The organism is Sinorhizobium fredii USDA 257, assembly GCF_000265205.3.
Taxonomy (GTDB): domain Bacteria; phylum Pseudomonadota; class Alphaproteobacteria; order Rhizobiales; family Rhizobiaceae; genus Sinorhizobium; species Sinorhizobium fredii_B.
Map to the genome: position 1 here is coordinate 5,402,278 of NC_018000.1, position 25,885 is coordinate 5,428,162.

Here is a 25,885-nt window from a genome sequence, read left to right on the forward strand (position 1 = left end):
ATCCTATCAGGTGCCCTGTCCTCTTCCCGATCAGGAGAATCGCGCATGAAGATCGCAATCCTCGGCGGCGACGGTTTTGTCGGCTGGCCCACCGCGTTGCATTTGTCCGACGCGGGCCATGACGTCCACATTCTCGACAATCTCTCTCGCCGCTGGATCGACACCGAGCTCGGCGTGCAATCCTTGACGCCGATGGACTCCATCCAGGAGCGCACCCGCATCTGGCATGCGGAGACCGGCCGGCGCATCCATTTCAACCTGATCGACCTCGCCCGCGATTACGAACTTCTGAAGAAGTGGCTTGCCGAACATCGCCCCGACGCGATCGTGCACTTTGCCGAGCAGCGCGCTGCGCCCTATTCGATGAAGAGCGACCGCCACAAGAACTACACGGTCAACAACAACGTCAACGCCACCCACAACCTCTTGAATGCGCTGGTCGAGCTCGACCTCGACGCCCATCTCGTGCATCTCGGCACCATGGGCGTCTATGGCTATTCGACGATCGGCGCTGCCATTCCGGAGGGCTATCTGCCGGTCGGGATCGAGACGATGGCCGGCGAGACGGTCAGCCAGGAGATCCTCTACCCGTCCAATCCGGGGTCGATCTACCACATGACCAAGTGCCTCGATCAGCTGCTCTTCCAGTTCTACGCGAAGAATGACGGGCTTCGTATCACGGATCTACACCAGGGCATCGTCTGGGGCACGCATACGGAGCAGACGCGGCGGCATGCGCAGCTCATCAACCGCTTCGATTACGACGGCGATTACGGCACGGTCCTCAACCGCTTCCTGATCCAGGCGGCGATCGGCTATCCGCTGACAGTTCACGGCAGCGGCGGCCAGACCCGCGCCTTCATTCACATCCAGGATTCGGTCCGCTGCATCGAGCTCGCCCTTGAAAATCCCCCGGCGCGCGGCAGCCGCGTCGAGATTTTCAACCAGATGACCGAGACGCACCGCGTCCGCGACCTGGCCGAGATGATTTCCAGCATCAGCGGCTCCGAAATCGCCTGGCTGCCCAACCCGCGCAAGGAAGCGGCCGAAAACGATCTCGTCGTGCAAAACGAGAAGTTCCTGGGCCTCGGGCTTGATCCGATTCGGCTCCAAGACGGCTTGCTTTCGGAGATCGTCGACGTGGCGAAGAAATTCGCCTATCGCGTCGACCGTTCGCGCGTGCCAGCCGTTTCCGCCTGGACGAAGGACATCGCTCCCCTGATCAACCACGATCCGGAGGGCAAGCGGCTGAAATCCGTCTCATGAGCGCTGCGACGCCCCATCCGGACGGCCCCATGCCCTCTGCCCCGGCCGCCGCACAGCACGCCTTCGTGACGCTCGTCACCAATGCCGACTATGCGCTCGGCGCGCGCGCCTTGATACGGTCGATCCGTCTGACGCGGACGCCGGCGGATATCGTCGTGCTCTACACCGGCGGGGTGGACACCGCCGCGCTCGAGCCGCTCACCGAATTCGACTGTCGCCTGATTGAAACGGAGCTGCTGCCGCTCTCGGACGAATTCAACGCCCGGCATCAGCGGCGCAACGTTCACGAGAAGGCGCCCTTCACCAAGGGCCGCAAGCCCGACTTCCACTCGCCGCTCGACAACTTCTGCAAGCTCCGCCTCTGGCAGCTGGTCGAATACGAGCGCTGCGTCTTCATCGATGCCGACGCGATCGTGCTGCGCAATATCGACAAGCTTTTCGTCTACCCGGAGTTTTCCGCCGCGCCGAACGTCTACGAGAGCCTCGCCGATTTCCACCGGCTGAATTCCGGCGTTTTCGTCGCAAAGCCCTCGCTTGCGACTTACGAGAACATGCTTGCGGCACTGGACGCACCGGGTGCCTTCTGGCCGCGCACCGACCAAACCTTCCTGCAGAGCTTCTTTCCCGACTGGCACGGCCTGCCGGCGACGATGAACATGCTGCAATATGTCTGGTTCAACCTGCCAGCGCTATGGGATTGGCGGTCGATTGGCGTGCTGCACTATCAGTATGAGAAGCCGTGGGAGAAGGACCATCCGCGCGCGGACGTGCTGCGTCCGCTGATCGAGCTCTGGCATGCCTACCTGACGGGCGAGAACATTCCCGATATCACCAAGCTCGAGAACCCGGCGCGACCCGGCGCTGGCGCCTCATGACCCGCGTCCTCGTGTCCGGCGGCACCGGTTTCGTCGGCCGTTTCATCGTCGAGCACCTGCTTGCAAACGGCTACAAGATCACTGTCGGTGGCCGCTCTCAACCGCCGGAGGGCTTCTTCTCACGGCCAGTCTCCTACGTGCCGCTTCGGCTCGATCCGGACGCCGATCAGGTCGCCGTCTTCGATAGTGTCTACCATTTCGTCCACGCCGCCTTCGAGCATGTCGAGGGCAAGTATCGCGGCGGCGAAGGCGCTGACCCGGAAGGTTTTCGGCGTGCCAATCTCGAGGGGTCGGTCCGCCTATTCGAAGAGGCCCGCAGCGCCGGCGTGCGTCGCTGCGTCTTCCTGTCGAGCCGCGCCGTCTATGGTGAAACGGCGCAGACGGTCCTCGACGAAACTACGCCCGCCGAGCCCGACACGCTCTATGGCGTGGTGAAGGTCGCGGCCGAAGACGCCCTGAGGTCGCTCACCGCCCATGACTTCGTAACCGCCAGCCTGCGCGTCACCGGCGTTTATGGACCGGCCGGCCCCGGCCGGAAACACAAGTGGGCCGGATTGTTCGCCGACTATCTTGCCGGCAGGGTTATTCCGTCGCGCATCGGCACGGAAGTGCATGGCGATGATGTCGCCGAGGCCGTACGCCTGATGCTCGAAGCCGACCCGGCAAAAGTCTCCGGCCAGGTCTTCAACGTATCGGACGTGCTGACCGGCAACCGCGAGATTCTCTCGCTTCTTCAGGCGGCAACCGGCTGTCCGCATCCTCTGCCGCCGGAGGTGGAGACAAATGACTTCAAGGTGATGTCGACCGACAAGCTGCGCGCGCTCGGCTGGTTGCCTGGCGGCTCCGGACGGTTGGAGGCGACGATCAGGGAGTTAGTGGGGAAGATCTAAGGGCGGAGGTGGGCAAGGTCCACATGTGCTCCGCCCGCAAATCTATCCGAGATCGACCACGACAATCTCCGGCGGCACCCCGAAGCGGATGGGTGCAATGGAGCAGCCGAGCCCACCGGAAACGATAAGATTGCGCTCTTCCTCGACGATGTGGCCATAGGCATAGCGGTCGCCGAAGCGCGAAGGCACGACCGGCGAATGGCCGATAAAACGCACCTGCCCGCCATGCGTGTGGCCGGAGAGCGTCAGGGAAACCCGCGCCGGTACCTTCGGGAAAATATCGGGCTCGTGCGCCAGCAGGATGATGGGAGCCTCGTCCGTCACCTGCGCCAACGTGCCATCGAGATCATCGAGCCCGCCCCTGGCGCTGCGCTTCCATTTCTTGCCCGGCAGCAGTGCGAGCTGGTCTTCGAGCCCGGCGATCCAGAAGCCCAAACCATCCTTCTCCAACCGGATGGCGCGGTTGCTGTAGACCAAGATGCCGACCTCCACCAATGCGCGGTGGCCGAAGGTCTCGCCGCCGCCATTCTTCTGGGCGGTCCTGTCCTCCCACCAATCGTGATTGCCCATGACCGCATGGACGCCGAGCGGAGCTTCGAGCGCCGACAGTGCCTTCGACCACTCGCTGGAATGGACGTAGCGCGTCACCAGATTCATGCCCGAGGCATAGTCGCCGAGGAGAACCGTGACGTCGCCGCCCAGCTCGTTGGCGCGAGTGCGGATGGAAGCAATCCGCCGTGCCGACATCCAGGGCTCGCAGGCATGCAGGTCGGCGATCGCAACGACGCGCAGCTTGAGGCCCGGCGTCCACCCGGGCGGCGTCAGGCTGTAGTGCGCGATCCGCAGGCGCGCGAGCGGCTCGACGGCAAAGGCATAACCGCCAAGCGCCACGGCGCTGGCAAATCCACCGCCAATGACTTGCATGAAGCCGCGGCGGGTGATCATCTCAGTCGTCCTCGAGCGTCAGGCGGAACTGTGCCGTCTCGACGTCCTTCGGCGGATTGAGCCCCAGATGTTTCCAGGCATTGGCGGTCAGGACGCGGCCGCGCGGCGTGCGCTGGACGAAGCCTTGCTGGATCAGATAGGGCTCGATGATGTCTTCGATCGCATCGCGCGGTTCCGAAAGCCCCGCCGCGATCGTCTCGATGCCGACCGGCCCGCCGCCGAAATTGTGGGCGATCATCGTCAGATAGCGGCGGTCGAGCTGGTCGAGTCCCATGCTGTCGACCAGGAGCCGGGTGAGCGCCTCGTCGGCGATCTGCCGGGTCACTGCCTCGGCACGCGCCACCTCGGCAAAGTCGCGAACCCGTCGCAACAGGCGGCCGGCGATGCGCGGCGTGCCGCGGGCGCGGCGGGCGATTTCGCGCGCCCCTTCGTCGGTCATGCCGAGGCCCACCAGCCGCGCGCCGCGGCGGACGATCAGTTCCAGCTCCTCGACCGTGTAGAAATTGAGCCGCACCGGAATACCGAAGCGGTCGCGCAGCGGCGTCGTCAGCAGGCCGAGGCGCGTCGTCGCCGCCACCAGCGTAAACTTGGCGAGGTCGATCTTCACCGAACGGGCCGCCGGCCCCTCGCCGATGATCAGGTCGAGCTGGAAATCCTCCATCGCCGGATAGAGGATTTCTTCGACCGCCGGGTTCAACCGGTGGATTTCGTCGATGAACAGGACGTCGCGCTCTTCGAGATTGGTAAGCAGCGCCGCGAGATCACCGGCCTTGGCGATGACCGGCCCAGACGTCGAGCGGAAATTGACGCCGAGTTCCTTCGCCATGATCTGCGCCAGCGTCGTCTTGCCGAGCCCGGGCGGGCCGACGAAGAGCACGTGATCGAGCGCCTCGCCGCGGTTGCGCGCCGCCTCGATGAAGATCTTGAGGTTGGCGCGGGCCTCCGCCTGGCCGGTAAACTCGTCGAGCGACTGCGGGCGCAGCGTCACATCGAGGTCCTCGCCCCGCTTCTCCGGCGCAATCAGGCGTGCGGCTTCAGTCATCTCAAACTTCCGTTGCGGGGTGGATCGCGCTGTCGCTCAATGCCGCTATGCGCACCCCAACCATAGTGCGAGCGCTCCCGCCAATCCAGTGCGATCGCGTCACGACCCCTCACTCCGATGCCATTGTGGCTGCAGAATGGGTTGCCTCACCGCGCCAGTTCCTTCAGCCCAAGGCGGATGAGCTTGGCACTGTCACCCCCCTCGCCGCCATTCTTCAACGCCGCAGCCACGGCGTTCGCCGCCTGGTCGCGCGAATAACCGAGATTGGTCAAGGCCGAAACCGCATCCGAGACCGGCGCGGAGGCGACCCCCTCGCCCAGTTCCTGCTTGAGCGCGATCGACGCGGACATCTCGCCGGCAAAGGCCGGAGCCTTGTTCTTCAGTTCCGTGACGATCCGAACCGCCACCTTCGGCCCGACGCCGGGAGCGCGCGCCACCGACGTCTTGTCCTGCAGCGCGATGGCATTGGCGAGTTCGCCGGGCGTCAGCGTGGAAAGCAGCGCCAGGGCCACCTTGGAGCCCACCCCCTGGACGGTCTGCAGCAGGCGGAACCATTCGCGCTCAAGCGCCGACAGGAAGCCGAAAAGCCTCAACTGGTCTTCGCGGACATAGGTCTCGATGAAGAGCACGGCGGCCTCGCCGGCCGAACCAAGCTTGGCGAGGGTGCGCGCCGAGCAATAAGCTACATATCCGACGCCATGGACGTCGAGGACGACATAGTCTTCGCCGATCTCGTCGATGGTGCCCTTGAGCTTGCCGATCATCTGGCTTCCGTCTTTCTGGCTGGTTCCAAAGCGCTAGCGTCTACAGACATTCCGTCAGCCACACTACCCGGCAAGTGCCGCGAGGCGGCTGGTCACCGCCTGCCTGTTATGCGCGTGGCAGATGGCAATCGCCAGCGCGTCGGCCGCGTCATTGCCCTTGAACTCGGCCTTGGGCATCAGCACCTTCAGCATCATGTGGATCTGCTGCTTCTCGCCATGGCCGACGCCGATCACGGCCTTCTTGACGGCGTTCGGCGCATATTCGGCGACCCTCAAGCCCGCGCGGGCCGGGACCAGCATGGCGATGCCGCGCGCCTGGCCGAGCTTCAGCGTCGCGGTCGCATCCTTGTTGACGAAGGTCTGCTCCACCGCCGCCTCGTGCGGCTGGTAGCTGTGCATGACCTCGGCAAGGCCGTCGTGCAACTGGCAAAGGCGCGAGGCGAGGTCCATCTCGCCGTCCGAGGTCACGGTGCCCGAGGCAACGAACCGCAACGAATTGCCAAGCGTCTCGATAATTCCCCAACCGGTGCGTCTCAACCCCGGATCGATGCCGATGATGCGAATCGTACTCTGCATGTCTCACCCTATGTCGGTCGACCGGACGCTGCCAGCAAAAAGTGAACAAAACAAAAACATTACACAGGATTGGCCAGCGCGGCAGTGAAAACGGCCTGGCCGCCCTTGGACTTAGGAAACTTGAACCTACATTCGCGGACGATCAATTTCTTTTAACCAAAGGCATTCGCCATGATCCCCTTCTCCATTCTCGACCTGTCGCCGATTACGGAAGGCGGCAGCGTCGCCCAGTCGCTGGAAAACTCGCGCCGGCTGGCCATCGCGGCCGAAGAGAGTGGCCTCAAGCGCTTTTGGCTGGCCGAGCATCACGGCATGAAGGGAATTGCCAGCGCCGCGACGTCGATCGTCATTTCGCATGTGGCGTCGGCGACAAAAACCATTCGGGTCGGCTCCGGCGGTATCATGCTTCCCAACCATTCGCCGCTCGTCATTGCCGAGCAATTCGGCACGCTCGCGGCGCTTTATCCGGGCCGCATCGATCTCGGCCTCGGCCGCGCTCCCGGAACCGACATGCGGACCGCGCAGGCGCTCCGGCGTAATATGGAAGCGAGCTCCAACAATTTCCCGAACGATGTCGTGGAGCTGCAGGCGCTGCTCGGCCCGGTCAGCGAAGACCAGAAGATCATCGCCGTGCCAGGGGCCGATTCGAACGTGCCCCTCTGGCTGCTCGGCTCCAGCCATTTCAGCGCCCATCTCGCCGGCATACTCGGGCTCCCCTTTGCCTTCGCCTCGCATTTCGCACCGGACATGCTGCTCTCGGCGCTGGAAATCTATCGCGAGCGCTTCACGTCGTCGCCGCAACTCGACAAGCCGCATGTCATGGTCGGCGTCATGGGCGTCGCCGCCGACACGGACGAGGAGGCGAATTTTGTCTTCACGTCGATGCAGCAGTCCTTCGTGGCGCTTCGCCGCAATGCGCGCGGCCGCTTCCCGCCACCCGTCCAATCGATGGACGAGCTGTGGAGCCGGGATGAAAAGATCTTCGTCGACCACGCCATGAGCTATGCGGTGGTCGGCGGTCCCGAAACCATCCGTCGCAAGATCACCGCTTTCGTCGATGTCACCAAGGCCGACGAACTGATCATATCCATGCCGATCTTCGACATGGATAAGCGGCTGCATTCGCTGGAATTGTTCGCCGAGGCACAACGGTCTCTTGCCGCAGCCGGCTGAAAACGAAAGACCCTCATCGCTTCACGCGATGCGGGTCTATGGCCTTGCAGAAATGTCGCGTCAGGCCGACAGCTTGGCCAGGACCTCGTCGGAAACTTCGAAGTTCGAATAGACGTTCTGGACGTCGTCGTCGTCTTCGAGATTGTCGATGAGCTTCATCAGCGACTGTGCCTTTTCCTCGTCGACCGGCACCGTGTTCTGCGGCCTCCAGATCGCCTTGACGGTCTCGGCTTCGCCGAGCACGCCCTCAAGCGCCTTCGAAACGTCGCCGATATCCTCGAAACCGCAGATGATCGTGTGGCCTTCCTCGTCCGTCGACACATCCTCGGCACCTGCCTCGATCGCGGCTTCCATCACCTTGTCGGCGTCACCCGCGGACAGCGTGTAGGTGATTTCGCCGACGCGATCGAAGGAGAAGGAGACCGACCCTGTTTCACCGAGTGCGCCGCCTGCCTTTGTGAAAGTCGAGCGGACATTGGAGGCGGTGCGGTTGCGGTTGTCGGTCAGCGCCTCGACGATGACGGCAACGCCGCCCGGGCCATAGCCCTCGTAGCGGACTTCCTCGTAGTTCTCGGCATCGCCGCCGGCGGCCTTCTTGACGGCGCGCTCGATGTTGTCCTTCGGCATCGACTGCGCCTTGGCGTTCTGGATCGCCAGGCGCAGGCGGGGGTTCATGCCCGGGTCTGGCAGGCCGGTTTTCGCCGCGACGGTGATTTCGCGCGCCAGCTTGGAAAACATTTTGGAGCGCACCGCGTCCTGACGGCCCTTGCGGTGCATGATGTTCTTGAACTGTGAATGGCCAGCCATGGCGCCCTCTGCATGCAATGTTGGGATCGGGCGCCTTATAGTTTCATTGCCGCTTCCCGTCCAGCAGGGGCACCGTCATTTCGAGAGGGCCAAAGTAAAGACCCGGTGCTAACTAGCTCCCGGTGCCGAGGTCATTCGTCAAACACCCAGCAAGACATAGATCAGCGGTTTGCTCGGAAGCGTGCGCAGGGAAACCCTGACGCTCGGTCCGGTGGCGAAGCTCTTGTCGTAGCCGTCGCCGAACATCGCCAGAAAATCGCCGATCGGCGGCCCGCGCCGGTGCATCGGCAGGATCAGCGCGGCACGCAGCCGCGACGTAACGCGGCTCATGCTTTCCGCGCCCATCGTCAGGCCTCCGTCGACCGGCACCATCAGCACGTCGAGCCGGCCGATCTGCCGGTAATGGCTGTCGTCGAGCTCGTGATGCAGGTGGCCGAGATGGCCGATGCAGAGCCCCGCGACCTCGAAGATGAAGATCGAATTGCCGTCGGGTTCCATGCCCTCGAAACCCGAACGAATGTCGGTCGTCACGTTGCGGATATAGGTGTCGCCGACGACGATGTCGTGGTCGGCCGCCTCGCCGTCATCGCCCCACCCGTGCAGCACGTAACGGATCGCCGGGTCCGGCGTCAGCGTGTAATGGGTCGAATGGGCCTTGTTCATCGTCACGACGGTCGGCGGCGCCGCCGCCCGGAACCAGCCATTGTAGTCGGTGGCGATCGAAATGCCGCCCGGCGTTTCGATCAGGAAAGTCGAGTGGCCGAGATAGGTGATGGTGACCTCGCCATCGGCGGCTGCTGCGACAGGCGCGATCTCAGGCGCGTCGAAGCTGGCGAAGGTCGCCGCCGGCGTGGCTTCGGCGATCGCCTGGCACTGGCTGATCGGGGCGGACGCGTCCTGCGCATGGGCCGGCTCCGGCCAAAGCGTATGGACGAACCAGATGGCGACGAGGGCGTAGGCAAGGTACCGCAGCAGCATCCTTCACCTCTCATACGTTCTTGGAGCGGGATGAGGAAAATACGTGCGGATTTCCGCCCGAATCCCCTGCCGACTTCCCAGGATCGGCCAGTGAGAATCCTGCAAGCCCGCGACCCCGTCCACATACAAATGGCAGCCAGCCGCTCACAATCGTGTCATTGCGGCCGGGCACGTCCTTGCGGCCGGGCTCGCATTACTCCGCCGGCGCTCCCGCTGCCTCCGGCACTGGCGCACGCTTGCGGCGGAACGAACGCAGCGTCACGTAGAAGACCGGGGTCAGGAAGAGGCCGAGGAAAGTGACGCCCAGCATGCCGGAGAACACCGCCGTGCCTAGCGACTGACGCATTTCGGCGCCGGGACCGGTCGCGATCACCAGGGGAACGACGCCGAGGATGAATGCGAAGGCGGTCATCAGGATAGGACGCAGCCGCAGCCGGCTTGCCTCGATCGCCGCTTCGATCGGCGACTTGCCCTCGTCCTCGCCCTGGCGGGCGAATTCGACGATCAGGATCGCATTCTTCGCGGCAAGGCCGATCAGCACGATGAGGCCGATCTGCGTCAGGACATTGTTGTCCATTCCCCGCAGTGAAACGCCGAGAAGGGCGGCGAGAACGGCAAGCGGCACGATCAGAATGATCGCCAGCGGCAGCACCCAGCTCTCATATTGGGCGGCAAGCGCCAGGAACACGAAGATCACCGACAGCGCGAAGATGAACACGGCGGTATTGCCGGTCTGGCGCTCCTGCAAGGCAAGCTCGGTCCACTCGAAGGTCGTGCCCTGCGGCAGCATCTGCCCGGCAAGCGCCTCCATCTTGTCGAGCGCCGTGCCGGTCGAGACACCGGGCGCCGGATTGCCCTGAAGAGGCACGGAGACATACATATTGTAGCGCTGCACGAGCGCAGGTCCGCTCGTGTCGCGGATCTCGACGAGTGTTCCGAGCGGCACCAGCGCGCCCGATGCGGACCGCACCTTCAGCGCAAGGATGTCGTCGCGTTCCACGCGATATTGCTGGTCGGCTTGCGCACGGACCTGGTAGACGCGGCCGAACGCGTTGAAATCGTTGACGTAGGACGTCCCGAGATTGATCGACAGCGTCTCGAAGATGTTGGGGATAGGGACGTTCAATGCCCGCGCCTTGTCGCGGTCGATCGCCAGGAAGAATTGCGGGCTCGAGGCCGAGAAGGTGGTGAAGACGCCCACCAGTCCTTCGGTCTGGTTGGCCGCTCCCATCATCTGGTGGGCGAGCCCGAGCGCGCGGCGCATGTCGGCGCTCTGGCGATCCATGATCTGCATCTTGAAGCCGCCCGAATTGCCGATGCCGCGCACCGACGGCGGCGGCACGGCGATGATGAAGGCCTCCTGAATGCTCTGCATCGCGCCGAACATCTGGCCGATGATCTGCGTGGCGCTTTGGCCGTGTTCCAGCCGCTCCTCGAAACTGTCGAAGGGCGTGAAGATAACGCCCGAATTCGAGGCATTGGTGAAGGTGGCCCCGTTGAAGCCGGCGAAGGCGACGGCGTCCCTCACCCCCGGGACCTCGCGGATCATTGCCGACGCACGCTGGACGACGGCATCGGTCCGCTCGAGCGCGGCGCCGTCGGGGAGTTGGATGACGACGATCGCGTAGCCCTGGTCCATCGTCGGAATGAAGCCGCGCGGCACGATCTGCGCCATGTACCAGGTGGCCCCGAGCAGGGCGACGAAGACAAGCAGCGCCGCGGCCAGCGCCAGCCGCGTCTGGACAAGGCGGCGCACCACCCAGCCATAGCCGTCGGCCATCCGGTCGAAGCCGTTGTTGAAGCCATTCGCCAGTGCTCGGCCGAAGCGGGTCACCGGATTGCGGCCTTCGTGCTCGTGGTTGTCATGCGGGCGCAACAGGATGGCCGCAAGCGCCGGCGACAAGGTCAGCGAGTTGATGGCGGAGATCACCGTCGCGACCGCGATCGTTACGGCGAACTGCAGGTAGAATTGACCGGCAATACCCGGGATGAAGGCGGTCGGCACGAAGACTGCGGTCAGGACGAGCGAGATGGCGATTACCGCCGCGCCGACCTCGTCCATGGTCACATGCGCCGCCTCTCGCGGCGTCATGCCGCGCGCCAGATTGCGCTCGACATTCTCGACGACGACGATCGCATCGTCGACCACGATGCCGATCGCCAGCACCAGGCCGAAGAGGGTCAGCATGTTGAGCGAGAAGCCGAAGGCGAAGAGCAGGGCGAATGTGCCGATCAGCGAGACCGGAATGGCGACGATCGGAATGATCGCGGTGCGCCAGGACTGGAGGAAGACGATGACCACCAGCGCGACGAGGATCACCGCCTCGCCGATCGTCAAGTAGACCTCGTCGATCGACTCCGAGATGAACTCGGTGGGGTTGTAGATGATCCTGTATTCGAGGCCTTCCGGAAAATCCCGGGAAAGGTCGGCCATCGTTGCCTGGATCGCGTCCGCCGCCGCAAGCGCATTGGTGCCGGGACGCGAGAAGATGCCGAGGGCGACGGCCGGGCTGCCGTTCAGATAGCTGTTGGTCACATATTCGCGCGCGCCTAGCTCGACGCGAGCGACGTCCTGCAACTGCACGAGCCTGCCATCCTCGGTCGCCTTGACGATCACATAACGGAATTGCCGGGCGTCACTGAAGCGGCCGTCGGTGGTGACGGTGTATTGAAAGGCACTGTCGCCCGACATCGGCGGACCACCGATCGAGCCGCCGGAGACCTGGACGTTCTGTTGACGCAGCGCCTCGACGACATCGCCGGACGTCATGCCGTAGGCCGAGAGTTTCTGCGGATCGAGCCAGACCCGAAGCGCATATTCGCGTTCGCCGAAGAGGAGGACGTCGCCGACGCCGTCGAGCCGAACGAGCAGGTCGCGAATGCGCGAGCGGGCATAGTTGGAGACATAGAGCTGGTCGTAGCGGTCGTTCGGCGAGAGCAGGTGAACGACCATCATCAGGTCCGGCGAGCTCTTGGTGGTGGTGACGCCGATGCGCCTGACGTCTTCCGGCAAGCGCGGCTCGGCGATCGAGACGCGGTTCTGCACCAGCACCTGCGCCTGATCGAGGTCCGTGCCGAGCTTGAAGGTAATCGTCAGCGACATCGACCCGTCGGCGGTCGAGTAGGAGGACATGTAGAGCATGTTCTCGACGCCGTTGATCTCCTGTTCGAGCGGGGTCGCGACGGTGTTGGCAACGGTCTCCGCATCCGCTCCCGGATAGGAGGCCCTGACGACGATGGTGGGCGGGGCGATTTCCGGATATTGCGCCACCGGCAGCTGGAAATAGGCGATGCCGCCGACGATCAGGAGCACGATCGACAGCACCGAAGCGAAGATCGGCCGGTCGACGAAGAAGTGCGCAAATCTCATTGGGCATTCTCCGCCGAGTGCGCTGCCTCCTGCGGCAGCACGACGAGTTCCGGCTTCACCTTGACGCCCGGCCGCGCACGCATGATCCCGTTGACGATGATCGTCTCGTCGCCCGTCAGGCCGCTGCGGATGACCCGGTAACCATGTAGCCGCGGCCCGAGGCGCACCGCCTTTGTGGCGACGCTTCCGTCTTCGCCGACCACATAGACGACGCGTTCGTTCTGGTCGGCGGCGATGGCCTCGTCGGGAACGAGGATCGCCTGATAGGTGTTGGAACCTTCGACCTCGACGCGCCCGAACAGGCCCGGCTGCAGAATGAAATTGGGATTCTCGAAGCGGGCACGCAAACGCATCGTGCCCGTCTGATTGTCGACCCGGTTCTCGGAAAAGTCGAGCTTGCCTTCGAAGGGTGGTTCCGTGGCGTCGGCAATCGTCACCAGCACCGAGAGCGCTCCTGCGCCCTCCTGCAGCGCGCTGCCGCGTTCACGCGCCGTGCGCGCATAGGAAAGCAGCCGCCGCTCGTCGACATCGAAATAGAAATCGATCGGATCGAGCGAGACGATCGTCGTCAACACAGTCTCGTCCGCCTGGACGAGGTTACCGGGCGAAATCCATCGCCGGTCGACGCGGCCACTGAGCGGCGCGGTGATCGTGGTGTATTCGAGATCAAGCCTGGCCCGATCGACGGCCGCCTGTGCGCCGCGCATATTGGCCTGCGCGGCAAGCAGCGCGCGACGATCGTCGTCTAGCCTGGAAACGGAGAGCGTGCCCGTACCGGCGAGCGATTCGGTCCGCTTGAACTGCGCTTCGGCGAAGCTGAGCGTCGACTGTGCCGAGGCAAGCGACGCCTCCGCCTGGGAAAGAGCCAGGCGGAACGGTCGCTGGTCGATAACGAAGAGCTTGTCGCCCTTCTTCACCAGCGCCCCATCGGTAAAGAACACCTGATCGAGATAACCGCCGACGCGCGAACGGATCGAAACCTCGTCCACGGCTGCAAAGCGGCCGATGAATTCATCGGCATCGATGACGTCGCGCACCACCGGCTTGGCGACAGTCACCGCCGGCATTTGCGCATCCTGCGCCGCTGCCGGTGTCGACATGAGTAGGGAGATGGAAATGCCGACGATCGCCGGCAGACGCCACTTTCGCAACATGCACGCTCTCCAGGCACTTGACCATCAAGATCGCCCGGCGCGGGTTGGAATCAATCCAGTTGCCGTGGCGACATTTTCGAGCCCCGGGGCATTTGCCTCAGGGTAGCGCCAAAGCGGGGAAGAGGAAGGGTGCATGCGGCTATTCCGCACGCATTTCGCTCTGGCTTCTAGATCGACATGGGAACTTGCGATAGCGGCCGCTCGATACGGCTCTGATTTTGCGCGCTAACCTGCCACCATTTTCAAACTCTGTCACTGAAAAAAGCATTGGCGCGCAGGCGCCAGAAAATGGCTAGGCGCCGCTTCAGCGGCCGAACGCGTCCGATGCCTAGGACCAGAATTCCGGGATCGTTTCGCCAAGCCGGGCACCGAGCCGGAGCGGCGCGATCTTTTCGGCAAGTCCGGTGCGGTCGGAGATCTCCACGCCGACGCCGCAGATGGTGGCTGGACCGGATGCCGCCTCGAAGCGGCCCTTGGGCATCTTGGAGATGAAACGATTGAGCGGCTCTTCCTTCTCCATGCCAAGCGAGGAATCGTAGTCGCCGCACATGCCGGCGTCGCTGATATAGCCGGTGCCGCCGTTGAGGATCTGGTGATCGGCGGTCGGCACATGGGTATGGGTGCCTACCACGAGGCTGGCGCGCCCGTCGACGAAGTGGCCGAAGCACTGTTTCTCGCTTGTCGCCTCGGCATGGAAGTCGAAGACCACGGCATCGGCCTGTTCTCCGAGCGGGCAGGCCTCGAGAATCGCCTCGGCGCATTTGAACGGGTCATCGAGCTCCGGATGCATGAAGACCCGGCCCATGACATTGGCGACCAGCACGCGGGCGCCGTTGCGGGCAAAGAACAGGTTGGACCCGCGACCGGGCGTGCCGGCCGGATAGTTCGCCGGGCGCAGGAACTGGTCGTGCCGCTCGCAGAAGACCACGGCCTCCTTTTGGTCCCAGACATGGTTGCCGGTCGTCACCACGTCGGCACCGGCGCTGATCGTCTCCAGGAAGATGTCCTCGGTGATGCCGAAGCCGCCGGCGGCGTTCTCGCCATTGACGACGATGAAGTCGAGCTTGAGATCACCTACCAGTCCCGGGAGGCGCTCCCAGACCGCAGTACGGCCCGTCTTGCCAACCATATCTCCCAGAAACAGAAGTCGCATGCTGCTCAATCCCGCTTGGATCACGATAATCAAGGTCGAATCCACCCAAATCAGCGCGCTCAAAAATGTCGAAAACCGCTCTCCGTCAACACGGCGTCCAGCGCCACGTCATGCGGTTCCGCCGGCACTGATGCCACTTCCTGGCAGTCGAATGCAATCCCGATCAGGCGCGGCACGTGGCCTTTGCTGCGCAATCGGTCGATCGCGCGGTCATAATAACCGGCGCCGTAGCCGATACGATGGCCAACCGCGTCAAAGGCGGAGAGCGGCACCAGCATGATGTCCGGGTCGAGTTCCGGTGCTTCCGGGCCTGGACCCGTCGTCCCGAAACCGGTTTCGACAACCGCCACGCCGTCGGCGAGCTCGCGAAACACGATGGTCTTCTTGTCGAGGATCACCGGCAGGCAAAGTCGCGCACCGCGATCCTTGAGCCGCACCATCAGCGGCCGGATGTCCGCCTCCGATCGGATCGGCCAGAAGCCCGAAACGACGTGGCCGGGATCGAGGGCGATGATCTCGGCGGCGTGATCCGCCATCGCAAGGCTCGCCTCGATCCGAGCTTCCGCCGGCATGGCGTCGCGCATGGCCAGACGCTCCGTCCGCAGCGCGGCCTTCAAGTCCTTCGGTGACATCAAGCCTCCCTTTCGGCAAACCGTTCTTGACGGGCCACGAGATAGTGCAGATCGCAGGCGAACTGAACCCGTGCCCCCCCGTCGCTTTTGCAACATTTCGCGACAGACCTCCACCCTTCCCATATCGAAACAGCATTAACTCGCTCTTCACCACTTGCCGCAGTTCGGCTTCGCAGGACGCCCTGCGCATGCAAATAGGTCCATGCTTTCAATGATTGGACGAGTCGGCGATCTGCCGAGCGTTCTGAAGGAGAGGGCGTGTCCATGACGGACAGGATCGACCAGCTCGGCCCGCTCGAACTGCGCTGCCTCACCCTTGCGGCCCGTGGCCGGACGCGGCTGGAGATGATGCGCGAAACCGACATTCCGATGGAACGGATCGACCAGGCCCTGGAAGAGGCCATGCGCAAGCTGCAGGCCAACAGTGTCGCGGAAGCCGTCTTCCGCGCCGCCAGGCTCGACCTTATCTCATAGCATCCAATGGGAATGCCGAACCGGGTCCGGCCACCATCCGGCCGACGATGGCTCGCTCTCGGGGTGACTGGCGTCGGCGATGAGGTGCGGATCGCAACGGTCGCCGACCAGCGTCCAATAGGCCTCGATTGCGCGGCGCAACCGGAAATGTTCGACGGCGGCCACCCACGGGGAGGATTGCCGGGAGGTCGGAGATGCAGGCACAACCAGTACAGGCATGACAGGAGCCTCGATAAGACGGGACGACCGATCTTCCGCCCTTCGTTGACATGAGACAAACGAATTGCGAACATGACTATCATCAGATTCTCTAATGGCGATGCCATGTCTCTTCCGCTCGACAGCGACCTGCTCAGAACCTTTCTTGCGGTTGCCGATACGGGTAACCTGACGCGGGCTGCCGATGCCGTTCGCCGCACGCAGTCGGCCGTCAGCATGCAGATCAAGAAACTCGAGGATCTTCTCGGCTTCACACTGTTCGAGCGTCACTCCCGGGGCGTCGTGCTGACGGCGCAGGGCCGGCGCCTCGTCGACAATGCGCGGCGGATCGTTGCGCTCCTCGACGACACGGCGGCGGCCCTGCGCGAGCCTGCCCTGGATGGCTCGGTCCGCATCGGAATATCGGAGGAATATATCAACTCCACCCTGCCGAAGGCGCTCGGCGCTTTCGCCGCAACTCACCCGAATGTCGAGGTGACGGTGCAGCAGGGACATTCGATGTCCAATCTGACATCGCTTGAGGCGGGCGAGATCGACATCGCCGTCGTCTTCGAGCCCGGAGGCCGCACCAGGAATGAAGTGTTGATGGTGGATCCCACCGTCTGGGCCAGCTCCGACCAGCACGGCACATACGAGCGGCGGCCGGTGCCGATCGCCACCTATACCCATTATGAAGGCGGGTGGTGCGACGATCTCGCCATACGTAGTCTGAAGAAGCGAGGCATCGCGTGTCGTGTTGCCTATGTCAGCCGCACGAGCAGCGGCCTGATCGCCGCGGTCGTTTCAGGTCTCGCCATCGCCCCGATGTCGCGCAGCGCAATACCCGCCGGCTGCCGCGAGCTGACCGAAGAGGACGGCTTCGGCATCATCGACATGTCGAACGTCGTCTTGCGTACAAGGCCGGATCATCGTTCCCCGACGATCGACGCAATGGCCGAGGCCATTCGCCGTGCCTTTCGGGGCGCCGATTGAAAAGGAAGGAGTGCGATCCACGACGACCGGTGGATTGTTTACGATCCCGGGTACCTACAAAGTAGGTGGGCACCGTGTGTCCAGACCCACGAGTCCGGACAGGGACAGTTCCCTTGAGATCGTGTATGGCCCCGGGGATTGTGGTTCCTGTCGGGAAGCGCAGACCGCCGGGCAGATATAGAACGTCTTGACCGTTTTCGCCAGAGCGGGTTCTGCGGAAAACGCGCTCAAATCGACAATTCGCTGTCCGGAAGCCCGGGTGACTTCAATTTGCCGGGGCGACCGGCCGGCCGTTGAGCTTGGCGGTGATATCCTGGATCTGCGCCGTGACCTCCGCCAGAGCCGAGGCGAGCGTTTCCTCGCTTCTCGCCTGGTCGGAAAGGTCCGCGTCGCGACTGTTTTTCAGGTTGCCGACCTCGGCCTCGAGGTTCTTCAGCCGCCGATTGACCTCGCTCAGCTCGTCCATGACCATGATGCCAGCCATCACGGTCAGCCGCAGGTCACCGATTTCGCCGAACTGTCCTTTGAGATGGCTGACATATTGATCGAACCGGGCGGCGAGATCGCTCAAGTGATCCTCCTGCCCCTCCTCGCAGGCCATGCGATAGGCCTTGCCGTCGATCGTCACCGTCACCTGTGCCATGCTTCAAGAACCTCAGCGATCCAGCACTGCCCGAATGGTTTCCATCGCCGTCACCAGGCGACGGGAAACCTCGCGATTGACCTCTTCCAGTCGATTGGCCCGGAACTGCGATTGGTCGAGTTCCTGCGCGAGCCGCGACCGATCCGTATTGACCCGGCGCACTTCGCCCTCGAACTCGCTCACGTCCTTTTCCTTGTCAAAGCGGCCGTCGATTGCGATTTCAAGAGACTGAACCGCGTTTCGCAATTCCTCGATCGCTGCATTGACCGTCTTTGCAGGCATCTCTTTCGAAACCTCTCCAGAGGGGGATGAGCAGGCTGGAACGCCTTCTCATTGCCCAAACAAGGTGGCAGAGCGATCCACGTATAACCCCTGAACACGTCTCGCTCCGCGCTCCGAATCGACCAGGGTTCCGGCCACCTCGGATCGCCCTTTTTAAACCCAATACATAAGTCTCAACAATGGCGCCTTCGCCAATTGCCCCCTGCAAGCTGTGGATCGCTGATTTTATCTGCAAATGATATGCTTGCGGCGCGATCCCGCGACCCGGGAAAGATCGCAAAAACGTTGCCATCACGGGCGGCGGAAGGCCTGTATTTGTTGACTCGGGCGGCGCACCTGCTATGTGTTCGGCCGCTTCTCGTACGGTCTTTGGAGGATAGAGACCGTCCCCTGACCACCGAACGCAAACGGAACAGTCATGATCTCTCGCGAAAAACACGACCGGATGGCGAATGCGATCCGTTTCCTCTCCATGGACGCCGTTGAGAAGGCAAATTCCGGCCACCCTGGTCTCCCGATGGGGGCGGCCGACATAGCAACGGTTCTCTTCACCCGCTACCTGAGCTTCGACCCGAAGAACCCCGCCTGGCCGAACCGCGACCGCTTCGTGCTGTCGGCCGGCCACGGCTCGATGCTGCTCTATTCGCTGCTCTATCTCACCGGCTACGAAGACATCACCATCGACGAAATCAAGAATTTCCGCCAGCTCGGCTCGCGCACGGCAGGCCATCCGGAATACGGCCACGCCGCCGGCATCGAGACGACGACCGGCCCGCTCGGACAGGGGATCGCCAATGCCGTCGGCATGGCGCTCGCCGAGCGCAAGCTGCGCGACGAGTTCGGCAGCGACCTCATCGAGCACCATACCTATGTGATCGCCGGCGACGGCTGCCTGATGGAAGGCATCAGTCAGGAAGCGATCGCGCTTGCCGGCCACTTGAAGCTCAACAAGCTCATCGTCTTCTGGGACGACAACAACATTTCGATCGACGGGCCGATCTCGATCGCCGACTCGACCGACCAGCACGCCCGCTTCCGCGCCAGCAAGTGGCACACGATCGCCGTCGACGGCCACGATCCGGAAGCGATCGCCGCCGCGATCGAGGAAGCGCAGAAGTCCGACAAACCGACGATGATCGCCTGCAAGACCGTTATCGGCTTCGGCGCCCCGAACAAGGCCGGCACCCACAAGGTGCACGGCTCGCCGCTTGGCGCCGAGGAAGTCGCCGCCACCCGCAAGGCGCTCGGCTGGGAAGCCGAAGCCTTCGCCGTTCCCGCCGACGTGCTCGACGCCTGGCGTTTCGCCGGCAAGCGCTCGGCCGAGACCCGCAAGGCATGGGAAGCGCGGCTCAACGCTGCCGAGACGAAGGCTGATTTCGTCCGCCGTTTCTCCGGCGAGCTCGAAGCCGGCCTTGCCCCGGCGATCAGCGCCTACAAGCAGAAACTTGCGGAAACCAAGCCGTCGCCGGCAACCCGCAAGGCTTCCGAGGATGCGCTGGAAGTTATCAACGGCGTGCTAAACGAGACGATCGGCGGCTCGGCCGACCTGACCGGCTCCAACAATACCAAGACGAGCCAGACCCATTCGATCACGCCGGACAATTTCTCCGGCCGTTACGTCCACTACGGCGTCCGCGAGCACGGCATGGCTGCCGCCATGAACGGCATGGCGCTGCATGGCGGTCTGATCCCCTATTCCGGCGGCTTCCTGATCTTCTCGGACTATTGCCGTCCGTCGATCCGCCTTGCCGCCCTGATGGGCATCCGCGTCATTCACGTCCTGACGCACGATTCCATCGGCCTCGGCGAGGACGGGCCGACGCACCAGCCGGTCGAGCACCTGGCCGCGCTGCGCGCCATCCCCAACCTCCTGGTGTTCCGCCCGGCCGACGCCACGGAAACGGCGGAATGCTGGCAGCTGGCCCTTGAAAGCCACAACCGCCCGTCCGCCATCGCGCTGACCCGCCAGAACCTGATGGCGGTGCGCACCGAATACAAGGAAGAGAACCTCTGCGCCCGCGGCGCCTATGACCTGATCCCCGCGAGCGACGCGAAGGTGACGATCTTCGCCACCGGCTCGGAAGTCGAAATCGCCGTCAAGGCGAGCCAGGCGCTGACCGCCAAGGGCATTTCCACCCGCGTGGTTTCCGTGCCCTGCATCGAGCTCTTCGCCGAGCAGAGCGATGATTATCAGCAGGCGATCATCGGCAATTCGCCGGTCAAGATCGCGATCGAAGCGGGCGTCCGTCAGGGCTGGGATCACATCATCGGCAGTGACGGCGTCTTCGTCGGCATGTCGAGCTTCGGCGCTTCCGGTCCCTACAAGGAGCTCTACAAGCACTTCGGGCTTACGCCGGAAGCGGTTGTCGCTGCCGCCGAAGCCAAGCTGTCCTGATCAAGCCGGAGGGCGCTCTTGTGGCGCCCTCCATTCGTTCACCCACGCCTTTCTGATAAGGAGAGACCCGACATGACAGTGAAAGTCGCCATCAATGGTTTCGGCCGCATCGGCCGCAACGTGCTTCGCGCCATCGTCGAATCCGGCCGCACGGATATCGAAGTCGTCGCGATCAACGATCTTGGTCCGGTCGAAACCAACGCCCACCTGTTGCGCTTCGACTCCATCCACGGCCGATTCCCGGCCGACGTGAAGGTCGACGGTGACACGATCATCATCAACAACGGCAAGCCGATCAAGGTGACCGCCATCCGCAACCCGGCCGAGTTGCCGCACAAGGACCTCGGCGTCGACATCGCGATGGAATGCACCGGCATCTTTACCGCGCGCGACAAGGCAGCCGCCCATCTGGAAGCCGGCGCCAAGCGCGTCATCGTCTCGGCACCGGCCGACGGCGCCGACCTGACAGTCGTCTACGGCGTCAACCACGACAAGCTGACGAAGGATCACCTCGTCATCTCCAACGCATCCTGCACGACTAACTGCCTGGTGCCGGTCGCCAAGGTGCTGAACGACGCCATCGGCATCGACCACGGCATGATGACGACGATCCACTCCTACACCAACGACCAGCCGTCGCTCGACCAGATGCACAAGGATCTCTACCGCGCCCGTGCTGCGGCTCTGTCGATGATCCCGACCTCCACCGGTGCTGCCAAGGCCGTAGGCCTCGTGCTGCCGGAACTGAAGGGCAAGCTTGACGGTGTCTCCATGCGTGTGCCGACCCCGAACGTCTCGGTTGTCGACTTGAAGTTCGTCGCCAAGCGCGACACGACCAAGGAAGAGATCAACGCCGCCATCAAGGCTGCAGCCGACGGCCCGCTCAAGGGCATCCTTGGCTATACGCTGCAGCCGAATGTCTCGATCGATTTCAATCATGACCCGCATTCCTCGGTCTTCCATATGGACCAGACCAAGGTGATGGAAGGCAAATTCGTGTCGATCCTGTCCTGGTACGACAACGAGTGGGGCTTCTCGAACCGCATGGCGGATACGGCGGTCGCCCTCGGCAAGCTGCTCTAAGACCGATGTTCCGGGCCCTTTCCTCAACGACGGTACGCTGGCGTCCGCTCGAGGGGGAAGGGCTCGAACATCTGACGATCCGACCCCTAGACGCATCCATCGGCGCGGCCATCCGCGCCGAAAGCGTTCTGATCGGCGAGCGCGGCGGGGCCGCCTACGGGGTTCGCTACCGCATCGATTGCGACGCCGGCTGGCGTGTCACGTCCTTCGTCGTCGAGACGACCGACGGACGCCGGCTCCATCTCCTCTCCGACGGCGGCGGCCATTGGCGCACCGCCAAGGGAGTCGCCCTCCCCCACTTCGACGGCTGCATCGACATCGACCTGGCCGGCACACCCTTCACCAATACCCTGCCGATCCGCCGGTTGAGCCTCACGCGTGCTTCCGGCACCGCAAAGCTCAAGATGCTCTACGTGCCGTTCGACAGCTTCGAGCCGACGGTTGACGGCCAGCACTACACGTGCCTCGAGGACGGCAAGCTCTATCGCTACGAGGCGGAAGACCGAAGCTTCACCGCCGACCTGCCGGTCGACGAGGACGGCCTCGTCATCGACTATCCCACCCTTTTTCAGAGACTATCACTGGAGACGAACTGATGACTTTCAAGACCCTCGACGATCTGACCGACATCGCCAGCAAGCGCGTGCTGGTGCGCGTCGATCTCAACGTGCCGGTCAAGGACGGTCAGGTGACCGATACCACCCGCATCGAGCGCGTGGCGCCGACCATTCGCGAACTCTCCGAAAAGGGTGCCAAGGTCATCCTGCTCGCCCATTTCGGCCGTCCGAAAGGCGAGCCCGTCGCCGACATGTCGTTGAAGACGATCGCCCCCGCTGTCGAGGAAATCCTCGACCAGCGCGTCCACTTCGCCGCCGACTGCATCGGCGACAAGGCCGCCAACGCGATTGCCGAAATGAATGACGGCGACGTGCTGCTGCTCGAAAACACCCGCTTCCACAAGGGCGAGGAAAAGAACGATCCGGCCTTCGTCGCCGCCCTCGCCGCCAACGGCGATATCTATGTCAATGACGCCTTCTCCGCCGCTCATCGCGCCCACGCCTCGACCGAGGGCCTGGCGCACCATCTGCCCGCCTTTGCCGGCCGCACCATGCAGGCCGAACTCGAGGCGCTCGAAAAGGGCCTCGGTAATCCGAAGCGGCCGGTCGTCGCCATCGTCGGCGGCGCCAAGGTGTCGACCAAGATCGACCTCCTGCAGAATCTCGTGAAGAAGGTCGACGCCCTCGTTATCGGTGGCGGCATGGCCAATACCTTCCTCGCAGCGCAGGGCATCGACGTCGGCAAGTCGCTCTGCGAACATGATCTGGCCGAAACGGCAAAGGCGATCGTCGCGGCAGCCTCCGCGGCCGGATGCGCGATCGTGCTCCCGGAAGACGGCGTGATTGCCCGCGAGTTCAAGGCGGGTGCGGACAACGAAATCGTCGACATCAAGGCTATCCCCGCAGACGCGATGATGCTCGACGTCGGCCCGAAATCGGTCGAAGCCATCAACCACTGGATTTCGCGCGCCGAGACGCTCGTCTGGAACGGTCCGCTCGGCGCCTTCGAGATCGCCCCCTTCGACAAGGCGACGGTGGCTGCCGCCAAGCATGCGGCCGCCCGCACGAGGCAGGGTTCGCTCGTCTCGGTCGCCGGCGGCGGCGACACGGTTGCCGCCCTCAACCACGCCGAGGTCGCCGACGATTTCACCTATGTTTCAACCGCCGGCGGTGCCTTCCTCGAATGGATGGAGGGCAAGCCGCTGCCGGGCGTCGATATCCTCCACCAACAGAAGTAACAGCACGTGCCTCGACCCGGGCAAACGGATAGGTCCGGGTCGACGCCCGAAAATAATTATGATATTTCAAACGATTAAAATTATTTAAATCGTTTTAGTCTGTTTTACTGCCATTTTCCCGCAGGGTATCTTCTGTTATCGCGCCTTCCGTTCGGCGGTGCGAAAGGCGCTTTTCGCGTCTTTCACACCCGAGACTATTCATGCGCTGTTCCCGCTGGGACCGGCGCTGTGCGAAGGAGAAAAAGATGAGCGAAAGACTGGAAGATATTGCGGTTGCCATGGTCGCCAACGGCCGGGGCCTGCTCGCTGCCGACGAGTCGACCGCAACGATCACAAAGCGCTTCGACGGCATTGGGCTGGAATCCACCGAGACCTCGCGCCGCGACTATCGCGAGATGCTGCTGCGTTCGGATGACGCGGTGCGCAACTATATCTCCGGCGTCATTCTCTATGAGGAAACCCTGTTCCAAAAAGCGGCCGACGGCACGCCGCTCGTCGACATCATCAAGAACGCCGGCTCGATCCCCGGGATCAAGGTAGACACGGGCGCCAAGCCGCTGCCGCATTTCCCCAATGAGACGATCACCGAAGGCCTCGACGGCCTCGCCGCCCGCCTTGCCAAGTATTACGAAGCGGGTGCTCGCTTTGCCAAGTGGCGCGGCGTCATCGCCGTCTCTGACGCCCTGCCGAGCTTCGGCGCGATCAAGGCGAACGCCCACGCGCTCGCCCGCTATGCGACACTCTGCCAGGAAGCCAAGATCGTCCCGATCGTCGAGCCGGAAGTGCTGATGGACGGTGCTCCGGGCGACCATTCGATCGATCGGTCAGAAGAAGTCACCGAATGGGTGCTGCGCACGGTCTTCGAGGAACTCGGCGACTTGCGCGTGAAGCTCGAGGGCATGATCCTCAAGCCGAGCATGGTGATCGACGGCAAGAAGGCCCGCAAGGCTTCGTTCGAAGAGGTTGCAGAGCGCACCATCAAGGTGCTGAAGCGCACCGTGCCGGCCGCCGTCCCGGGCATTGCCTTCCTGTCCGGCGGCCAGTCCACCGAAGAAGCGACCGCGCATCTCTCCGCCATGAACACGGCGCACGACCTGCCCTGGAAGCTGACCTTCTCCTATGGCCGCGCCCTGCAGCAGGAAGCGCTGAATGCCTGGAACGGCAAGCCGGAGAACGTCGCTGCCGGCCAGCGCGCCTTCACCCATCGCGCCAAGATGTGCAGCCTCGCCGCCAAGGGCAGCTGGAAGAAGGACTTCGAACAGGCCGCCTGAACGGCGGCGCATCGGACTATAGGGAGAGAGGAGAAGGCCTGGCGGCAGAGCGATGCCGCCGGGCCTTTCATTTGAGCGGTGGCGTTGCCATCACCACGGCAATTGTCAGGGAGACAAGTTCGCTGTTTCAGTGGGCTGGCAGCGATCTTACATCTGTGCCATCTCCGATTGGCCAAGGGCTCCCATGAATACCGTCTCCTATGTCACCGTCGACGTCTTCACCGCCGAGCGTTTTGCCGGCAACCAACTAGCCGTCATTCCGGACGCACGCGGCCTGAGTGATGAACAGATGCAGGCGATCGCCGCGGAGTTCGGCTATTCGGAAACCACCTTCGTGCTGCCGCCCGACGATCCGGCGAACACCGCTCGCGTGCGCATTTTCACGCCGACGGCCGAAGTGCCCTTCGCCGGCCACCCGAATGTCGGCACCGCCTTCGTGCTCGGGCGGCAGGAGGAAATCTTCGGCAGGACAGCGGGCAACAAGCTGCGTTTCGAAGAGAAGGCGGGGCTGGTCGAGGTCACACTTCTGAGCGAGTACGGCATTCTCACCGGAGCACGGATCGTCGCTCCACAGCCGCTTGCCGTAGGGCCGATCATCGACCCCGTGACGATCGCGTCCTGCGCCTCGCTGCAGGCGCAAGACGTGAGTGAACGCGGCCACCCGGTGCGCATCTCGGTCGGCCTCGCCTTTGCGGTCGCCGAGCTCAGCGACGTCGATACGCTCTCACGGGCAAGGCCCAATGTCAGTGCCTTCCACGAGGCGAACGCCCGTTATCCGCTCGCCGAGGACAGTTTCAGCCTGTATCTTTATGCCCGGACCCCCGAGCGCCCCTGGCAGATCAGGGCGCGCATGTTCGCCCCGCTCGACAATGTCATAGAGGACCCGGCGACCGGCAGTGCCTCGGCGGCACTCGGCGCCTACCTCGTTTCACTTCTTCCGCAGCCCGACGCCGAAATCGAGATTGCGATCGAGCAGGGCGTGGAAATGGGCCGCCGCAGCCTCATAACCGTTCGCGTCAGCAAGAAGGACGGCGCGGTCCGCGAGGTCAGCGTCTCCGGCGATTGCGTGGCGGTGATGCGCGGAGCAATCGAAGTCTGAGCTTACTGCGGGACTTAATGGAACCTG

General features: G+C 63.5%; 24 protein-coding genes and 1 other RNA gene. 12 read left to right on the forward strand and 13 right to left on the reverse strand.

Going from position 1 to position 25,885, the window contains the following annotated elements; all coding sequences use genetic code 11:
- Positions 1 to 45 precede the first annotated feature (45 nt).
- Genes USDA257_RS25395 through USDA257_RS25405 form a run of 3 tightly spaced genes read left to right on the forward strand, consistent with a single transcriptional unit; the run spans position 46 to position 3,031 of the window.
- Entirely contained in the window at positions 46 to 1,266 is a 1,221-nt protein-coding gene (locus USDA257_RS25395; protein WP_014765848.1) for an NAD-dependent epimerase/dehydratase family protein, read from the forward strand.
- The gene (locus USDA257_RS25400; RefSeq protein ID WP_014765849.1) at positions 1,263 to 2,141 is read left to right on the forward strand and encodes a glycosyltransferase; all 879 of its coding nucleotides are present in this window, start codon (positions 1,263 to 1,265) and stop codon (positions 2,139 to 2,141) included. Before USDA257_RS25395 ends, USDA257_RS25400 begins: the two co-directional genes overlap by 4 nt.
- On the forward strand, positions 2,138 to 3,031 hold the full coding sequence (locus tag USDA257_RS25405; RefSeq protein ID WP_014765850.1) for an NAD-dependent epimerase/dehydratase family protein: 894 nt from the start codon (positions 2,138 to 2,140) through the stop codon (positions 3,029 to 3,031). Before USDA257_RS25400 ends, USDA257_RS25405 begins: the two co-directional genes overlap by 4 nt.
- A 42-nt stretch (positions 3,032 to 3,073) precedes the next feature.
- Here USDA257_RS25405 and USDA257_RS25410 read toward each other — a convergent pair whose 3' ends face one another.
- The 4 genes from USDA257_RS25410 to ruvC all read right to left on the reverse strand — a co-directional run bounded on the left by USDA257_RS25410 (position 3,074) and on the right by ruvC (position 6,358).
- Entirely contained in the window at positions 3,074 to 3,976 is a 903-nt protein-coding gene (locus tag USDA257_RS25410) for a metallophosphoesterase (protein WP_014765851.1), read from the reverse strand.
- A gap of 1 nt (position 3,977) precedes the next feature.
- A complete protein-coding gene (gene ruvB / locus USDA257_RS25415) occupies positions 3,978 to 5,018 on the reverse strand; it encodes a Holliday junction branch migration DNA helicase RuvB (RefSeq protein ID WP_014765852.1) in 1,041 nt (346 codons plus the stop codon).
- A 146-nt stretch (positions 5,019 to 5,164) separates the two neighbouring features.
- Positions 5,165 to 5,782, reverse strand: a complete 618-nt coding sequence (gene ruvA, locus USDA257_RS25420) for a Holliday junction branch migration protein RuvA (protein WP_014765853.1) — start codon at positions 5,780 to 5,782, stop codon at positions 5,165 to 5,167.
- A gap of 63 nt (positions 5,783 to 5,845) precedes the next feature.
- Positions 5,846 to 6,358: a crossover junction endodeoxyribonuclease RuvC gene (ruvC, locus tag USDA257_RS25425; RefSeq protein ID WP_014765854.1), complete on the reverse strand. Its 513-nt coding sequence runs from the start codon at positions 6,356 to 6,358 to the stop codon at positions 5,846 to 5,848.
- 171 nt (positions 6,359 to 6,529) lie between these two features.
- On the opposite strand from ruvC, the gene USDA257_RS25430 reads away from it, so the two are divergent.
- Positions 6,530 to 7,531 carry an LLM class flavin-dependent oxidoreductase gene (locus tag USDA257_RS25430; protein ID WP_014765855.1) on the forward strand — a complete coding sequence of 334 codons (1,002 nt, stop codon included), beginning with the start codon at positions 6,530 to 6,532 and terminating at the stop codon, positions 7,529 to 7,531.
- Between the two features lie 60 nt (positions 7,532 to 7,591).
- Here the strand turns inward: USDA257_RS25430 and USDA257_RS25435 are convergent, their stop codons facing one another.
- From USDA257_RS25435 to USDA257_RS25460, 6 genes are all read right to left on the reverse strand, one after another.
- Positions 7,592 to 8,338, reverse strand: a complete 747-nt coding sequence (locus USDA257_RS25435) for a YebC/PmpR family DNA-binding transcriptional regulator (protein ID WP_014765856.1) — start codon at positions 8,336 to 8,338, stop codon at positions 7,592 to 7,594.
- Between the two features lie 138 nt (positions 8,339 to 8,476).
- A complete protein-coding gene (locus USDA257_RS25440) occupies positions 8,477 to 9,316 on the reverse strand; it encodes an MBL fold metallo-hydrolase (protein WP_014765857.1) in 840 nt (279 codons plus the stop codon).
- 193 nt (positions 9,317 to 9,509) lie between these two features.
- A complete protein-coding gene (locus USDA257_RS25445; protein WP_014765858.1) occupies positions 9,510 to 12,686 on the reverse strand; it encodes an efflux RND transporter permease subunit in 3,177 nt (1,058 codons plus the stop codon).
- Positions 12,683 to 13,840, reverse strand: a complete 1,158-nt coding sequence (locus USDA257_RS25450; protein WP_014765859.1) for an efflux RND transporter periplasmic adaptor subunit — start codon at positions 13,838 to 13,840, stop codon at positions 12,683 to 12,685. The genes USDA257_RS25445 and USDA257_RS25450 overlap by 4 nt, the downstream gene beginning before the upstream one ends.
- A gap of 328 nt (positions 13,841 to 14,168) precedes the next feature.
- Complete coding sequence (locus tag USDA257_RS25455; protein WP_014765860.1) at positions 14,169 to 14,993, reverse strand: TIGR00282 family metallophosphoesterase; 825 nt, start codon at positions 14,991 to 14,993, stop codon at positions 14,169 to 14,171.
- Between the two features lie 59 nt (positions 14,994 to 15,052).
- Entirely contained in the window at positions 15,053 to 15,625 is a 573-nt protein-coding gene (locus USDA257_RS25460; RefSeq protein ID WP_014765861.1) for a 5-formyltetrahydrofolate cyclo-ligase, read from the reverse strand.
- Positions 15,626 to 15,889: 264 nt separating this feature from the next.
- Here USDA257_RS25460 and USDA257_RS25465 point away from each other — a divergent pair, with 264 nt between their 5' ends.
- Both USDA257_RS25465 and USDA257_RS25475 read left to right on the forward strand, forming a co-directional pair.
- Complete coding sequence (locus USDA257_RS25465; RefSeq protein WP_014765862.1) at positions 15,890 to 16,099, forward strand: transcriptional regulator; 210 nt, start codon at positions 15,890 to 15,892, stop codon at positions 16,097 to 16,099.
- Between the two features lie 291 nt (positions 16,100 to 16,390).
- Positions 16,391 to 17,290: a LysR family transcriptional regulator gene (locus USDA257_RS25475; protein WP_014765864.1), complete on the forward strand. Its 900-nt coding sequence runs from the start codon at positions 16,391 to 16,393 to the stop codon at positions 17,288 to 17,290.
- Positions 17,291 to 17,300: 10 nt separating this feature from the next.
- On the opposite strand, the gene ssrS is transcribed toward USDA257_RS25475, so the two are convergent.
- The 3 genes from ssrS to USDA257_RS25485 form a co-directional block, all read right to left on the reverse strand.
- A non-coding RNA gene (gene ssrS / locus USDA257_RS34560) (6S RNA) lies at positions 17,301 to 17,459 on the reverse strand.
- A gap of 96 nt (positions 17,460 to 17,555) precedes the next feature.
- Positions 17,556 to 17,933 carry a cell division protein ZapA gene (locus USDA257_RS25480; RefSeq protein ID WP_014765865.1) on the reverse strand — a complete coding sequence of 126 codons (378 nt, stop codon included), beginning with the start codon at positions 17,931 to 17,933 and terminating at the stop codon, positions 17,556 to 17,558.
- Between the two features lie 12 nt (positions 17,934 to 17,945).
- A complete protein-coding gene (locus tag USDA257_RS25485; RefSeq protein ID WP_012709307.1) occupies positions 17,946 to 18,215 on the reverse strand; it encodes a DUF4164 domain-containing protein in 270 nt (89 codons plus the stop codon).
- Positions 18,216 to 18,633: 418 nt separating this feature from the next.
- Between USDA257_RS25485 and tkt the strand changes: the two genes are divergently transcribed.
- The 6 genes from tkt (at position 18,634) to USDA257_RS25515 (ending at position 25,858) form a co-directional block, all read left to right on the forward strand.
- Positions 18,634 to 20,610 carry a transketolase gene (gene tkt / locus USDA257_RS25490; protein WP_014765866.1) on the forward strand — a complete coding sequence of 659 codons (1,977 nt, stop codon included), beginning with the start codon at positions 18,634 to 18,636 and terminating at the stop codon, positions 20,608 to 20,610.
- Positions 20,611 to 20,682: 72 nt separating this feature from the next.
- On the forward strand, positions 20,683 to 21,693 hold the full coding sequence (gene gap / locus USDA257_RS25495) for a type I glyceraldehyde-3-phosphate dehydrogenase (RefSeq protein WP_014765867.1): 1,011 nt from the start codon (positions 20,683 to 20,685) through the stop codon (positions 21,691 to 21,693).
- A gap of 5 nt (positions 21,694 to 21,698) precedes the next feature.
- A complete protein-coding gene (locus USDA257_RS25500) occupies positions 21,699 to 22,289 on the forward strand; it encodes a putative glycolipid-binding domain-containing protein (RefSeq protein WP_014765868.1) in 591 nt (196 codons plus the stop codon).
- Positions 22,289 to 23,488, forward strand: coding sequence for a phosphoglycerate kinase (locus USDA257_RS25505; protein WP_014765869.1), 1,200 nt, complete (start codon positions 22,289 to 22,291; stop codon positions 23,486 to 23,488). Before USDA257_RS25500 ends, USDA257_RS25505 begins: the two co-directional genes overlap by 1 nt.
- A 245-nt stretch (positions 23,489 to 23,733) precedes the next feature.
- Positions 23,734 to 24,759: a class I fructose-bisphosphate aldolase gene (locus USDA257_RS25510; RefSeq protein ID WP_014765870.1), complete on the forward strand. Its 1,026-nt coding sequence runs from the start codon at positions 23,734 to 23,736 to the stop codon at positions 24,757 to 24,759.
- Between the two features lie 184 nt (positions 24,760 to 24,943).
- The gene (locus USDA257_RS25515) at positions 24,944 to 25,858 is read left to right on the forward strand and encodes a PhzF family phenazine biosynthesis protein (RefSeq protein WP_014765871.1); all 915 of its coding nucleotides are present in this window, start codon (positions 24,944 to 24,946) and stop codon (positions 25,856 to 25,858) included.
- Positions 25,859 to 25,885 lie beyond the last annotated feature (27 nt).